General features: G+C 57.5%; 10 protein-coding genes and 2 pseudogenes. 6 read left to right on the forward strand and 6 right to left on the reverse strand.

Translation table 11 applies throughout. The features are described 5' to 3' along the window. Positions 1-247: 247 nt before the first annotated feature. The 3 genes from KCG88_RS23930 to KCG88_RS23940 all read right to left on the reverse strand — a co-directional run bounded on the left by KCG88_RS23930 (position 248) and on the right by KCG88_RS23940 (position 3,639). Complete coding sequence (locus KCG88_RS23930) at positions 248-1,483, reverse strand: MFS transporter (RefSeq protein ID WP_047285128.1); 1,236 nt, start codon at positions 1,481-1,483, stop codon at positions 248-250. Between the two features lie 102 nt (positions 1,484-1,585). Further along, positions 1,586-2,410 (reverse strand): hypothetical protein, encoded by an 825-nt coding sequence (locus KCG88_RS23935; protein ID WP_047285126.1) that lies wholly within the window; start codon positions 2,408-2,410, stop codon positions 1,586-1,588. A 2-nt stretch (positions 2,411-2,412) separates the two neighbouring features. Further along, entirely contained in the window at positions 2,413-3,639 is a 1,227-nt protein-coding gene (locus tag KCG88_RS23940) for an MFS transporter (protein ID WP_210713250.1), read from the reverse strand. 95 nt (positions 3,640-3,734) lie between these two features. Here KCG88_RS23940 and KCG88_RS23945 point away from each other — a divergent pair, with 95 nt between their 5' ends. Next, on the forward strand, positions 3,735-4,652 hold the full coding sequence (locus KCG88_RS23945) for a LysR family transcriptional regulator (protein WP_047285122.1): 918 nt from the start codon (positions 3,735-3,737) through the stop codon (positions 4,650-4,652). Here KCG88_RS23945 and KCG88_RS23950 read toward each other — a convergent pair whose 3' ends face one another. Both KCG88_RS23950 and KCG88_RS23955 read right to left on the reverse strand, forming a co-directional pair. Continuing rightward, a complete protein-coding gene (locus KCG88_RS23950) occupies positions 4,653-5,342 on the reverse strand; it encodes a pentapeptide repeat-containing protein (protein ID WP_210713251.1) in 690 nt (229 codons plus the stop codon). It lies immediately after the preceding gene. 100 nt (positions 5,343-5,442) lie between these two features. Next, positions 5,443-6,363 (reverse strand): hypothetical protein, encoded by a 921-nt coding sequence (locus tag KCG88_RS23955; protein WP_246882811.1) that lies wholly within the window; start codon positions 6,361-6,363, stop codon positions 5,443-5,445. Positions 6,364-6,665: 302 nt separating this feature from the next. Here KCG88_RS23955 and KCG88_RS23960 point away from each other — a divergent pair, with 302 nt between their 5' ends. The 4 genes and pseudogenes from KCG88_RS23960 to KCG88_RS23975 all read left to right on the forward strand — a co-directional run bounded on the left by KCG88_RS23960 (position 6,666) and on the right by KCG88_RS23975 (position 11,021). Further along, on the forward strand, positions 6,666-7,169 hold the full coding sequence (locus tag KCG88_RS23960; protein ID WP_282598260.1) for a GNAT family N-acetyltransferase: 504 nt from the start codon (positions 6,666-6,668) through the stop codon (positions 7,167-7,169). Positions 7,170-7,242: 73 nt separating this feature from the next. Further along, positions 7,243-7,611, forward strand: coding sequence for a hypothetical protein (locus KCG88_RS23965; RefSeq protein WP_210713253.1), 369 nt, complete (start codon positions 7,243-7,245; stop codon positions 7,609-7,611). A gap of 960 nt (positions 7,612-8,571) precedes the next feature. Next, positions 8,572-9,666 (forward strand): GDSL-type esterase/lipase family protein, encoded by a 1,095-nt coding sequence (locus KCG88_RS23970; protein WP_210713254.1) that lies wholly within the window; start codon positions 8,572-8,574, stop codon positions 9,664-9,666. 302 nt (positions 9,667-9,968) lie between these two features. Further along, a pseudogene (locus KCG88_RS23975) lies at positions 9,969-11,021 on the forward strand (IS3 family transposase). Between the two features lie 1,375 nt (positions 11,022-12,396). Here the strand turns inward: KCG88_RS23975 and KCG88_RS30980 are convergent. Next, positions 12,397-12,693 (reverse strand): hypothetical protein, encoded by a 297-nt coding sequence (locus tag KCG88_RS30980; protein ID WP_348984537.1) that lies wholly within the window; start codon positions 12,691-12,693, stop codon positions 12,397-12,399. 88 nt (positions 12,694-12,781) lie between these two features. Here KCG88_RS30980 and KCG88_RS23990 point away from each other — a divergent pair. Further along, positions 12,782-13,457: pseudogene (locus KCG88_RS23990) on the forward strand (SOS response-associated peptidase family protein). Positions 13,458-13,698: the final 241 nt, after the last annotated feature.

Consider the following 13,698-nt stretch of genomic DNA (forward strand, 5'->3'; position numbering starts at 1 on the left):
CGGAAAACAGAGTGACCCGAGCCTGTACCCATGTGCCCCCGGCAACCTGGAAAGCTGGTCTGGGCTGGTCTTCTTACATTCTGATGACAGTCGCAAACACCGGCCAATACCGTTTGCGTCGTGATTGATACTGGAAAAGTAAGAACTAGCTGAAGGCGCCGCGCACGCCGCCGCGAGCCCCGCGCAGCATGCATCAGGCCCGGGCAGAACAGCCCCGGGCCTGATGGTTTCGGCTCGACAGCGGTCTTCAAGGGCGGCCGGAGGCTGACCTCGCGTCGGCGTCCAGGCCACGCTGCACGTACCAGGACAGCGGCAGGGTCAGCAGCAGGGTCGCGGCCAGGGCCATCACCGCCAGGGGAATCCCGGTGACGTCGCCAAGGCTGCCGAACAGCACCGGGGCCAGTGCCCCGCCGCCGATGGTGCCGGTGTAGAACAGCGAGAAGGCCTGCTCGCGCTTGCCCGCCCCCGCCAGGTCCGGCACCGCGCCATAGAGCACCGACGAGGTGCCGTTCAGCGCCAGCCCCAGCAGCGGCAGCATCACCATCAACCCCACGTAGGGCAGGAACACCGCCAGCACGATCAGGCTGGCGGTGGTGAACTCGGTGATCCACACGGTCTTCATCATGCCGATGCGCGCCCCGAGGTAACCGCACAGCAGCTTGCCGAAAGCGCCACCGACGAACAGCAGGGTCAGGGCCAGGCCGATACCGGCGGTGCCGGCGCCCTTGGCCTTGAGCAGGAACGGCAGGAAGGTCAGGAAACCCATGCGTACCGCACTGTCCAGGGTGCCGGTGAGGATCAGTGCCCGCAGGCCGCCGACCGAGCCTTGGCCCTTGACCGTCTTCGGCGCCTTTTCCTGCATGGCCAGGGTGGCCGCCCGGGACGGGATCAGCCACCACAGCGCCAGCGCCGCGGCCAGCCCCAGGAGGCCGATCAGGGTCACGCTGGCACGCCAGCTGATCACGGTCAGCAGCAGCCCCACCAACCCGGGAATCAGGGTCTTGCCGATGTCCCCGGCGAAGTTGTACTGGGACAGCGCTTCCTTGACCCCGCCGCCAGCCTCGTGGGTGTCGGTGATGATCGAGGATGCCAGCGGGTGCTGGGTGCTGGCCCCCAGGCCGCCCAGCAGCAACGCCAGGAGCAGCACCCCCAGCCCCCCGGCCTGACCCGCCAGCAGGTAGGCCAGCCCGGCCAGGGCAGTGCCGCCCACCAGCAGGCGCTCGCGCCCCCAGCGCTTGGCTCCACGGCTGGCCAGCAACTGGAAGCCGGCCATCATCCCGGAATAGGCACCGCGCAGCAGGCCGATCTGGGCGTAGCTCATGGCGAACTGCGCCTGCCAGATCGGCAGCAGCACATAGATCACGTCAGTCAGGCCGTCATGCACCGCGTGGGCACCGCAACCGGCCACCAGGGAACGGCGGCGCACCGACACATCGGACGCCGGCAATGCCTCCGGGGAAGCGTGATATTTCAAGTCATTCATTGTCGAGGCAGGCTGCAAAATGAAAAGGAAGGGACAATCAGCAACAGGATAGGCGAGCCTGGGTCAGCCACAAGCCCCGTTGCCGGGGCCGGGCCGGAGCCATCAACGCAACAGCTGGGCACAGTCGCGCATTACCCGAGCCTTGCGCTGCAGGTATTCGGCGAAGATTTCCCGCGCGGCCTGCGGGTCGACCTGCACCTGCATGGCATCGACGAACTCGTTGACCGCCGCCACCGCATGGGCGAAGTGATTGCTCTCGGTGCCGCCGGTGTGCACCGTGACCCAGGCCACGGTGGTGCGCGCCTTCTCTGTCGGGACCCCCATGTCGCGGACGAACCACTGCTTGTACAGCGGGTGGATGAACTCCACTTCGCCGTGGGTGTAGACCTCGTGGATCAGGGTGGTCAGCAAGCCTTGCAGCAGGTCGCGGTCACGCAGGCGGCGAAAGTCCGTCCAGTCCTTGAAGCCCTGGGCCGAGGGCAGGCAGTTCTCCTTGAGCAGCCATTGGTCATCGCCGCAGATCGGCGTGGCCATGTTGTAGAACAGGTCCGAATGCAGGGTATTGCCCAGGGCGCCCAGGTCTTCATCGGTGATCCGCTGCAGGCTGCCGCAGGCCCGGTACAGGCCGTCGGCGGCTTCCGAGCCCTGCCCGGAGCGGGCCAGCAAGGTGATGCGGTTGGCCAGCCCGGACACACTGGTGGCGGAGTTGTTGGTCTTCGACCAGCTGGCGAAGAACTTGCGCAGCACCGCCGGCTCGTGGCGACGGGAGGTGAGCTTCTCGAAGGCCTGCTCGATGTCCACCAGGGCGCCCTCTTCGCTCCAGAACGCCTCGAACAGCGCATGCTTCAAGACACTGGCCGGCATGTCGTTCAATACAGGTTCGACAATCTTCAGCAACTGGCTCTGCCGGGTCAGTACGTTATTCATGGTCACCTCACGTATTCCTTGTTGGATGATGAATCTATCGGGTTGGACGGTTCGCGAGCCGCGACCGGGGTTTGGGGTTCGAGGGGCTTCCAGCCGCCCCAGGCAATCAGCAGCGACAGCAGTTGGAACAGCACGATCAGCGCCACGCAGCCCTGCCAGCCCCAGTGGCTCCAGAGCAGGGCCGGGACCACGGCGCCAAAGCTGCCGCCCAGGTAGTAGCAGGTCAGGTACAGGCCCACGGCGCCGGCCTTGTTGTGGCGGGCGGTGGCGGTGGTGAAGGAGTTGGCGGCGGCCTGGGCCAGGAACACTCCGGTGGAACTCAGGGCCAGCCCCAGCACGATCAGCCACAGCGACGGCAGCAGGGTCAGGGCCGAACCGCAGACCCCGAGCAACGCCGCGGCCACCAGCAGCTCGGCCTGGGGCCGCGACTTGCTCAGCCGCCCGGCGATGGGGATTACCACCAGGGCCAGCAGGAACACGCTGTAGATCGCCCCCAGGGCAGCGGCCCCCAGGTCGAACGGTGCCTGGCTCAGGTAGAGCCCGGCATAGGTAAAGGTGGCCACTTGCGAGAACAGCACACAAAAGCCCACGCCATAGGCCGCCAGCAAGGGCCGCCGGCACAGCTCGCGCAAAGCGCTGAGGCCGCCGGATGCCCGGGGCGCGGTCAGGGGCGGGTTGGCCGGCAGCAGCAAATGAATGGTCACCCCGATCAGCAGGCTCAGGCCCGCGAGCAAGGCAAAGGCTTCGCGCCAGCCCACGTATTCGGTCATGAAACCGGTGACAAAACGCCCGGCAAAGCCGCCGAGCACGGTGCCGGCGACATACAGGCTGGTGACTTCGGTCACGGTGCCGCCGCTCCAGCGGTCGCCGATGTAGGCCACGCTGGTGGCGAACACCACGGGGATCAGCATGCCTTCCACCAGGCGCCAGACCAGCAGCTGGGTAAAGCTGCCGGCATAGGCCGCCAGCCCCGCCGGCACCGCCAGCAACAGCGCGGCCACCACAATCACCCGGCGCTGATCGAAACGCCCGGTAAAGCGGCTGACAAAGGGCGCAGTGAGGGCCACCGCCAGGGTGGTGACGGTGATGCTCCAGCCGGCTTCCCGGATGCTCACCTGAAAGCTCTGGGCAAATTCCTGGAGAATGCCCTGGGTCGCATACAGGTTGAGAAATGCCGCACAACCACACAGAAACAGGGCGATGCGCGCACAATGCTGACGCGAATTCATGAAACCTCTCGTTTTATGACCAAAGGCCTTTATAAAATACGTCGCCAAGCCAAGACCAATACCGAATTCCGACCGATCAATACCCAGGGAACAGGATGCTCGATCTACGCAAGTTGCGTTATTTTCTGACGGTCGCCGAAGAGCTGCATTTTGGTCGCGCCGCCCTGCGCCTGCACCTGGCGCAACCGCCGCTGACCCGACAGATTTCGGCCCTGGAAACCGAACTGGGGTTTCGCCTGTTCGACCGCACCAGCCGCACCGTGACGCTCACCGCCCAGGGCCGGCATTTCCTGCCGTACGCCCGGGCCGTGCTGGAACAGGTGGACCTGGCCCAGGTCATGGCCAGCAAGCTGGCTGCAGGTTGTGCCGGGCAACTGGCCCTGGGCTACGCCAGTTCCATCGCCCTCTCGGACTTGTTCAGCCAGGCGATCCAGGCCTTCGCCCAGCGCTTCCCGGACGTGCAATTGACCCTGGTGGAAGGTGCTTCGGTCAGCCAGTGGTCGCAGATTGTCGACGGGCGCATCGACATCGGCATGAGCCGCATGCAACCGCCGAGCGAGCAGAGCGATATCCAGTCCCTGTCCCTGGGGGACGAACCGCTGGTGGCAGCGATCTCCAGCGACAGCCCCCTGGCCGCGCAGGCGCAAGTGACTCTGGCCGAGCTTAGCGAGCATCCGCTGATCCTGTTTCCCGCCGACTACGGCTCGGGGCTCAACGAAGCCATCGAACAACTCTACCGACGCAACGGCCTGCCATTGCGCCCGGGCCCCAGCGGCCGGCAGATCACCTCGATCATCGCCCTGGTCGCCGCCGGCCAGGGCATTGCCCTGGTGCCCCGCTGCACCCAGACCCTGGCGAAAAAAGGCGTGACTTACCGCCCCCTCGCCGACCCCAGCGCCACCGCCCAGTTGCTGGTACTGACCCGCAAGCAGGGCCGCAGCCAGCTGGTGGAAGCCTTCATGGGGGTGCTCGACGAATTGCAGCAAGCCCAACCCGCAGCGGCCGGGCTCTAGTCAGAGCACGGTCAGGCCCAGCCCGGCCAGGAGCATGCCGGCCTGGCTGCGGGAAATGATCGCCCCCTTGAACAGCTTGGCATCCACCAGGCGCAGCCCATGCAGGCTGGCTTCGCGCAGGTCGGCGTCATCAAAGCGGGCATTGTTGACCCGGGCCATGGACAGGCTGCCGCCGTCGACAAACACCGCCTTGCGAAAGTCGCAGTAGGTCAGGTCGGCTTCGCTGAAATCGATGTTGTGCAACTGCGACTTGTAGAACGAGATGCCCGAGAGCATGGCGCTGTTGAGCAGGCAGTCGGAAAAGCTCAGGCCCAGGGCCGACACGTCGCCGAAGTGGGCGCCGGTGAGCTTGCAGCCGTCGAAGCTTGCATGGGCCACCTTGCTGCGCTGCCATTGCGTGTTGTTCAGGTCACAGCGTTCGAAACGGGCATCGGTAAGCACTGCAGAACGCAGGTTGGCCTGGGCGCCGCGGCAGCTGGTCCAGCGGGTATTGATCAGGTTGGCCGCGGTGAGATCGGCGCCGGTCAGCAGGCAGCGTTCGAACCAGGCGCCGGGCAGGCTGATGCGGGACAGGTCCTGGCCGCTCAAGTCCAGCCCTGCGCAGCGCAGCGGCAGCGGCTGCCCGGCGGCCAGGGAGCGGTCCTGCAGCGCCTCGGCGTCGATAGTGAAGTAAGCGTCATGAGCCTGCATGCCCTCTCCCGAGACTGGATACGAAGGGCCGCATCTTCTGGGCGTCGGCCAGGGAGGTCAATCTTGATCTTTGCCGCGCGCTGTGAGCAATGCGCGCCCCCTAGCGGCACGCGACCTTGGCCAGTGCGCCGGCCTGGGCGATGGCCAGGTCATTGCCGTTGGCATCGATACCGACAAAGGTGCTGATGTAGGAATACACCTGCTGATAGGCCTTGCCGTCGTACCGGTAGAAGGTGTCGTTGTGCTCCCCGGCACTGACCCGTGCACTGGTCATCAGGTCGGGCATGCCGTTGCAGGAAGTCGCCAGTACGCCCAGGGGGCCATCCTCGACGGCGAACAGCGGCTCGGCGTGTGCCTTGCCGGCACGATAAAGCCATTGGCTTGAATTGACCTGATTGCCGCTCATGCCACAGCTCAAGAACAGCAATTGGCCATGGTGGCCGTGGCAGGTTGTGGCAATCACCCCCTCCTGCGCGCATTGAGCATTGATCTGCTGACGGGTGTCGGCCCCCAGAACCGCCAGGGCCTGGTTCGCCGGGCTGTCCACCGGCTCGCTGGCGCACAGCCCCTTGCCCCTGGGCCAGGCCCGGCGGGCGCCGAGATACACCGGCGCCAGCGCGGCAATCACTGCATCCAGCTCGCGGCCCAGGCATTGGGTATCCGGGCAACGGCTGATGGCGCGGTTCTGCCTGTCGACCTGCCGTGCCAATTGCCACGGGGTGAACACCTGCGTGATCGAGCCGTACTGCACAAAGCGCGCCTTGAACAGTTTCTCCACCAGCGCGGCGTCGTTGCAGGTTCCCGCAGGCAAGGCCTGGCGCGCGGCGGCGGCATCGTGCAGGGCGCTGTCGTCCGCACTGAAGCCCAGCGTCGTCACGTCCGTACAGGGCTTCAGCAACAATTGCGACGAGAGATAACCCGCCTCGACCTGCTCGCTACCCGGAATCACCCGCTTGCCCTGCGCCCACGCGGGCGAGGCCAGTAAGAGCGTGCATGCCAACAGGCTAATGGGGTATTTCATCGTCGCATTGCCATCCATTGATGTGCTCAGAGCGCTCGCGCTCTTGTTGAGTATTGCGCGGGGTTGACCAGGTGATGCGCCACAGACCGATCAGGGATGCTCGCGGCCAACAGCAGCCGTGCCGCGCTATTCAGGCCTGCCAGAGCCTTGTTAAGGTTCCGACTCCCGCGTAGCCGTGATGCAACCGGAGCATATTGCTCATCCAGCAAGCCTCGCGCAACGAAACAGATGCATTCGCCCTTTGGAGACCACTGATGCAATAGCTGCCCCTCTCGCCCCTGCTCGTTGGTGAATCACTTGAACTGCGCCCACTTGAGGCCGTGGACTTCGCGGCGCTGTATGGCGTCGCCTGCGATCCCTTGATCTGGGCTCAGCACCAAAGCTCGACCCGCTATCAGGAGCCGGTATTTCGCCAATGGTTCGACGACGCACTGGCGGCCAGGAGTACCCTGATCGTGATCGACCGCGACAGCGGCAAGGTTGCAGGCAGCTCCCGCTACTACGAGTTCAACGAGGACCAGCGTGAAGTTGCCATCGGCTACACCTTTCTGGCGCGCGAAAAATGGGGAGGCAGTGCCAACAAGGAACTCAAGTACCTGATGCTCGGGCACGCCTTTCAGTGGGTCGACACCGTCTGGTTCCATGTTGCGGGTTCGAATATCCGCTCACAGCGAGCCATGGAGAAAATCGGCGGGCAGTTGTCGCCTACACCTGTAAGCCCGCTGAGTGTGAGCATGCAAGAGGACCTTTTTTATAAAGTTGAGCGATCCATCTTTGAAGGTTGGCAATCGTCGATACAGCCCTAGAAGGCTTGTGCAATGTCTCTCGATCATCCGACATTTTGTTCCGCGCTCGACTTAGCTAGGTTTTCAGCGACTGTTGGAAACAGACCACGCAACGGTCAAGACACCGCTTGACCAAACGCTGCACCTCACTGTCACGCCGAAAAAGACAACCTCATTCGCCTGGATTGATGAAGCTCAGCTTCTGGGATATGCGTCAGTCAAGGAACTGATCGAAGTGAGATTCAAAGCAACGGAGTCTTTGGCGACAATAGCCTCCCATATTATTAGCGGAAACGCTCTCCAGCAGCATGTGCGTCGCCCCCGACGTATCAATAATAAACGTTCTCTACAGCCCGCCGCTCAAGATACTGCCTTCTTCCTTGAGTTTCGGCTGGTGGATTCGCGTGAAGAAGTCGCCGTCACCCGATGCAGCGTCACCGTACGCGATGTAGTTTCCAAGTGAAGCAGCCCGCTCTTGTCAGTGACTGCAGACGAGGCATCGGCGGGCGCGCTGGATACAGCAACTGCGCAATTGCAAAATCCGTAGAATACTCACCCCCTGAAGCATGAATGTCACGGTTACTGTAAATACTTCGACGGCAGACAATAACGCATACCTCGCCTCCATGTTTTTGTGGGCTATAGGTCTAATCGCTTACCGATAGGTATAAATTGCATACGCATGACAGCAATTAGATATCATTATGGGTGCGTGCTTTTTGGACTGAGGCCTCCACACCACAACCTTGCTTAGGCATGATCGTTGTCAGCCCTCAGACTTTTCACTGAACGTGTACTGGTTGCGAAATGGGAGCAGCAGATACTGCGCATCGACAAAGCTACTCGGCTCATCAAAGCCTCACACATGGCATCAGCAACAGCTTCAACTGATCCTACGTTGGCAATACTAAGGAAAGTCAAGTATGAAAATACGGTGCGGTTCACAGGATTTAATTGCATTAGGGAGAAACTCTATAAATAAAATTCCATACTTTTTATGTAATATTGATTAAGGGGGAAATGATGGGCCTGCTTAAGTTTATCCGACGCCTGCATGGCACGATATTTGCTTAATATGGAGTTTCTTGCGAACCACCTTTCAGCCTGGCTAGTCCTGCCGGTGGAGGTGGAACGTATATTTCTAAGGTCGATAACAACTAACGCCCAGTTGCTCATGATCATGGCCTCCAAAAAACACCCTGCGAAAACGTAACCCTCTCGGGATGTGGAGTAAACCTCTCATTAGCCACCAACCTGCCAGGCTTGGGAGGGATCTGAAGCGAGCGCGGCTCGACTATAGGGATTACGCTTTCCAAGGATTTGAAAGTAAACAACCACCGAAAATTTGACGACCTCGATAAATCACTGATTTATGCATCCACAAGACAAGTAAGCAACACTTAAAAATCATTAAAGGATAATTATGAAAATTAGGCATTTAGTTTTTTTATCCGCGCTCGTCTCCTTCTGTGCCAACTCAAACACAAGGGATGTGACAAAAGGGAGCGAATATGAAGTATGCAACACAAAGTACTGCAACCCTAAACTGTCAGACTCTGACTTTACGGAAGCCCCTTCTCTTGAGGGCGGGATAATTATTGGAGAAACATTTTTTGCAAGCAAAGAACTCCCCAAGCTCTACAAAACAGCTTTCCAGCCGAAAGAGATAATTTCCGTATATAGTCCATCAACGGGCAAGGTATTTAAAAATGGAAAAGACTATTCCGTTACTCAGAATGGGATCGTGATTCTTCCAAACTCCGAAATTGATGAAGCTCCGCTTGGATTTCTTGAACCTTCCTGGTCAGAGCTGAGTACGTACGGCGTAAAAATCTCCAATGAAATCGAGCGATACCAGTACGCCGTGACTTACAAAAAAGAAGAATCTTACCATATAAAAAAGGTAGGATTCATTAAAGGCTTCAAAGAAAAAAAAGGAAACACGAAAATAAGAATAACATTTCTTGGCGACTCAATTAGTTATGGGTCTGACACTACGCATGGATACGTAAATCTTGTAATGTCGGCAATTGAAAAAACATACCCCGGAAAATTTATATACCGAAATAACTCCGCGCCAGAGATTAGCTCCCTCAATGCTAGCTGGTGGGTAGACACAAAATTAAACGATAAAAAATCTGACATTATTATTCTAGCGCTCGGCATGAATGACAGTAACAATACTGAGCCGGACAAATACAAAGCCAACCTGGAAAACATAGTAAAAAAAGTAAGATCAAAAAACCCTGAAACCCAATTTATCTTGGCAAGCCCTATCAGGCCTAATCCCAAATCTAAAATCCACCACCATGAATATTTAAATAAATATGTAACAGCATTAAAAGACATTGCAATTGAAAACGACAATATAATGGCAATCGACCTAACCTCGGCATGGGATCGGGCAAATAAAAACAAGACATTTTATGACTTGACGGCAAACGGCCTTCAAAACCCGAACGATTATGCGCACAGAATCATAGCAGAAGTTATTTATTCTGCCATGATGGGTATATAGCCTGGAGGGCCCAATCTAGAGGGCCTTCAACCTGTAACTCACCTAAATTGTATACGCACTCCAATTAAAGCTACCCTAGATAGTCTCGGATACTTCGCAATATCTGACTTGACGATTAGAAAACCCTGTAGAAGATCTGGAGTCCAAAGACCGACCTCTTGTTACTTCCCCAAGTAACGACATGCTCGGAAAAAACCCATAAGATCAGCTCATTAATTGTCTTGATGAAGATTTTTTCGCCTGCACTCTGCTGAACACTAACTAGGTTTCCGGACAAGGCTTGGAATTCCAGATCTTCGCTAATACCGCAGCGGGAGAGACGACTTGGCACCGAGCGAATCGCCCCGGGTTTCGTAGCTGATGTAGTGGCCCGTCTTCGCGCGCCCACGCATAGCCTCTATGCTTGGCTAAAGCGCTACAGCAAAACTGAAGAGCGAGACATATTAAAAAAGGCCACCGCGTACTTTGCCAAGGAGCGCGGCTGAAGTACGCCTTTATCAAGCAGCGCGCGGACGACTAGTCCATGCGACGGCTTTGCCTGACGCTGCAAGTCCATCCCCGCGGTTATTACGCCTGGTTGTCTGAGCCGTAATCTGTGCGCGCCAAAAACGACCAGCGACCGCTGGGTTTGATCAAGCATTCCTGACTGGAGAGCGGCGGCGTTTATGGCTATCGCAAAATCCATGACGATCTGCGCGAGGTCGGTGAAAATTGTGGCCGGCATCGTATGGCGAGGCTGCTTCGTCTTGAAGATCTACGCTCTCAGACAGTGTATCGACGCCGCCCTGGAAAGTACGGTGGTAAGCCCTCGGTCGCCTCACCCAATTTTCTGAAGCGCCAATTCGATATCGTGGGCCCCAACAAGGTTTGGGTTACCGACATCACCAACATTCGCAGGTACGAAGGCCGGCTGTATTTGGCTGTGGTGCTGGATCAGTTTTCTCGTCAGGTCATTGGCTGGTCAATGAAGTCGCAAGTGACCAGTGATTTGACAATTGATGCGTTATTGATGGCGGTTTGGAGGCGTAAACCGAAGCAAGAGGTGATGGTTCACTCTGACCAAGGTAGCCAGTACAGCAACTCCGATTGGCGCAGTTTTTTGAAGGCGAACAATTTGATTGCCAGTATGAGTCGCCGAGAAAACTGTCATGACAACGCTGTTACCGAAATTTTTTCCAGCTTCTAAAGCGGGAACGGGTCAAGCGGAAAATCTACACCACGCGGGAAGTGCTCGAAGTGATGTGTTCGATTACATCGAGATGTTCTACAACGCAAAACGCCGGCATGGTTTCAACAATCAGCTGTCACCGATAGAGCTTGAAAAGTGTTACGCAATAAGTTTGCAAGGCGTCTAGAAAGTCCGGGGCGATTCCGTTGGGTTGCGGAGCAAGTGAATTCAGCACCAACGACGGATCGCCACAGGCCTACAAGGATCATTTGTAGACGGCATTGAATGCCCCTCCTCCAATAAGCGCAGGAGACAGAGTTAGATGGAGCTAATTTTAGAAAATCCTCCAATGAGAACGAAGTCCCATGTAGTTGACGATCAAGCAACCGCCTTAATAAAAAAGCCGTTGCAAAAAAGGCTGGACTTATAGAGATCGACCAAAAGACCACGGTCTGGACGCGGAAATTGAAATTGTCAAGAAGCGAGGTTCAGTAGCTGGCGCGCTTATACTATTGCAGATCAAAGGAACCAGGACTGATAGCGGTAAAATCCGCCCGAAGTTCACGACCGCGCGGCATTTGTCTGTTTCGTTAATTCCCGTGCTACTGATCGATGTAAATGTCACTACTGGAGCCATTCGGGCACCGCCTGTCGAACAGGATCATTTGACCGCACGTAAACCCAGCGCAAAAACAATCTCTGTAAGTATGAAGACTGCCTTCCAGCTCAGTGAGAGATGGAAGGAAATTAAGAAGATCGCAGTCGAACATCAAACGTCCATCTTAGACATCAACTGATATACACTTTATAACGCTTCGGCCCAGCTGATTCGCTACATCGACCTGCTGATAAATTTCGGAGGGGACGCAGATTTTATGCTGAAGTGGATGCGTGAATTTACGCCCGATGACGCATTAAACTCCAACTACGGTTTCGCAGTCCACTTACGAGGCCAGCTTAAAAATGGTCCTAAACCTCTAGATAGATTACGTATCCTGGTAATGAGTCTTTATCCGGAACTTGAAAATAAGATCAATAAATCTATTGCATTACAACGCTCAGGAGATCTTTCAAAGCGAGCGAGGCAAGTAGTCGCCATAAGTTAGCCGCCTTCACTGTAAAACCTGAAGACTGCCTGATGCGCCGTCAACTACGTCCATCCCTGCCCTCCATCGCCAAACTTCCCGCAGGGTGGATATTAGCCCCCAGAAACCTTGCGCCCATCTCCTCCGAAAGAGGTGAGGATTCCCCCGAGAACCAGTCGGTTTGTAGGGGTAAAAACGCCTTAAAACAAAAAGGGGTCGCGAGATAAAATCTAGCACCCCCTTGAATTATGTGGTCGGAATGGAGTGATTCGAACACTCGCCCCCTAGCACCCCATGCAAGCGGACACCTCTACAGGCCTCTTGATACAAGGCTTCGCGCTAGGAGCTCGCTGCAACGATGCCTAACAGTGTGCAACCATGATTTACAAAGTCACTCGCAAAGTCACTTGGTCTTCTGGCCCGCGCCTCCGGCATCCTGCCGAACGATCACATCCACTATTCCACCCGGCACCACCATCACTGCGCATACAAGGCGCCATCGACTTCCTCAACGCCATTGATGTTCATCCCGATCTGAATCATGCCATTGACCTTTGCATCGAGCAGTCGCGGAAAAACATCCGGGCCTGGATCGCTTTTGAATATCCAAGCCTGAACGCAAGATCGTTCCAGAGCCTGACTGCGGCTCTCCAGGATATGAATGTCTCCTTTGACAGGCCGAATCTTGCTGAGCCTTTCGGAAGGTATTGCTATGCCAGGCTCCCTGCGGCGAACGATAAGAAAACTCGTGGGGGGATCACGCCAAAACTGTATATATGAACAGAATTTCACCTCTTGGCGCGCAAATTAATTGATGCCGACAGACGGAGCTATGCTTTCTCCTCCGGAGGGGGAAACACCTATGTGCGGACGACTTTCGCAATACTACTACGGCATTCACGACCTCGTCGAAGCCCAGGGCATGCCTGGGGCCATGATCAATAACGTCGGTGATCAGCCCCTGGAACACTACAACGCAGCGCCAACGATGCAGCTCGCCCTCTTCCATATTGCCGGCGAGGCGTTGCATGTCGACGCCGTGCGCTGGGGATAGCGGCCGGTCTGGGCTACCGACAGTGCAGCACCAATAAACGCCCGCGTCGAGAAAGTGGCCCATGGGCCTTTCTTTCGCCAGATCTGGCCGCACCGAGCCATATGCCCAATCGACAACTGGATTGAATGGGTGGACGAAGGCGCCTCGAAGAAGCAGCCCTAACTGATCCGGCACGGGACGGCTTCCCTATCCTCTGCGCGTCAATCGGGCAGCTTCCGGATCCAGATGAAGGTCACGGGGAGCAAGACTGCTTTGTGACCATCACCGCTGACGCTCAGGGCGGCATGATCGATATTCACGATCGCCGGCCGGTGGTTCTAGCCCCGGGCTCGTCCCTGCAATGCCCACGGAACGCGCCGAAAAGATGGCCTCGCACCAGGGTGAGCCCGCCGAGGCCTTCGTGTAGTTCAAAGTTAGCGCCGCTGTCGGCAATGTCAGGAATCACGGGCCAGAACTGATCGAGCCCTTGGCGATGCCATTATAGATCTGCTCGCACATCACTCCCCTGCTCTTGCTTTGATCAGCATCTGCAGCCAGGTCCGCCGCTCACTGATCAACACGCTTGAACAAGTCGGCAAGCACCAAGGCTGTGCGGGTTGCTGCCTGGCTTGCGGCGGAAGTGCAGGAATTGCTGCTGGCCGTACGCTTGAGACGCTCGGTAAGATCGTCGACGGCCCGCTGCAGGCTCCCAGCAGCACAAGCAGTAACAGCGTCAGCGACTGCAC

Source organism: Pseudomonas sp. MWU349, assembly GCF_017947325.1.
Taxonomy (GTDB): Bacteria; Pseudomonadota; Gammaproteobacteria; order Pseudomonadales; family Pseudomonadaceae; genus Aquipseudomonas; species Aquipseudomonas protegens.

Bases quoted from the DNA above. Each gene is read 5' to 3' on its own strand.
- KCG88_RS23935 (WP_047285126.1), bottom strand. From the start codon at position 2,410: ATGAATAACGTACTGACCCGGCAGAGCCAGTTGCTGAAGATTGTCGAA.
- KCG88_RS23930 (WP_047285128.1), bottom strand. From the start codon at position 1,483: ATGAATGACTTGAAATATCACGCTTCCCCGGAGGCATTGCCGGCGTCC.
- KCG88_RS23945 (WP_047285122.1), top strand. From the start codon at position 3,735: ATGCTCGATCTACGCAAGTTGCGTTATTTTCTGACGGTCGCCGAAGAG.
- KCG88_RS23950 (WP_210713251.1), bottom strand. From the start codon at position 5,342: ATGCAGGCTCATGACGCTTACTTCACTATCGACGCCGAGGCGCTGCAG.
- KCG88_RS23970 (WP_210713254.1), top strand. From the start codon at position 8,572: ATGAAAATTAGGCATTTAGTTTTTTTATCCGCGCTCGTCTCCTTCTGT.
- KCG88_RS23955 (WP_246882811.1), bottom strand. From the start codon at position 6,363: ATGAAATACCCCATTAGCCTGTTGGCATGCACGCTCTTACTGGCCTCG.
- KCG88_RS23940 (WP_210713250.1), bottom strand. From the start codon at position 3,639: ATGAATTCGCGTCAGCATTGTGCGCGCATCGCCCTGTTTCTGTGTGGT.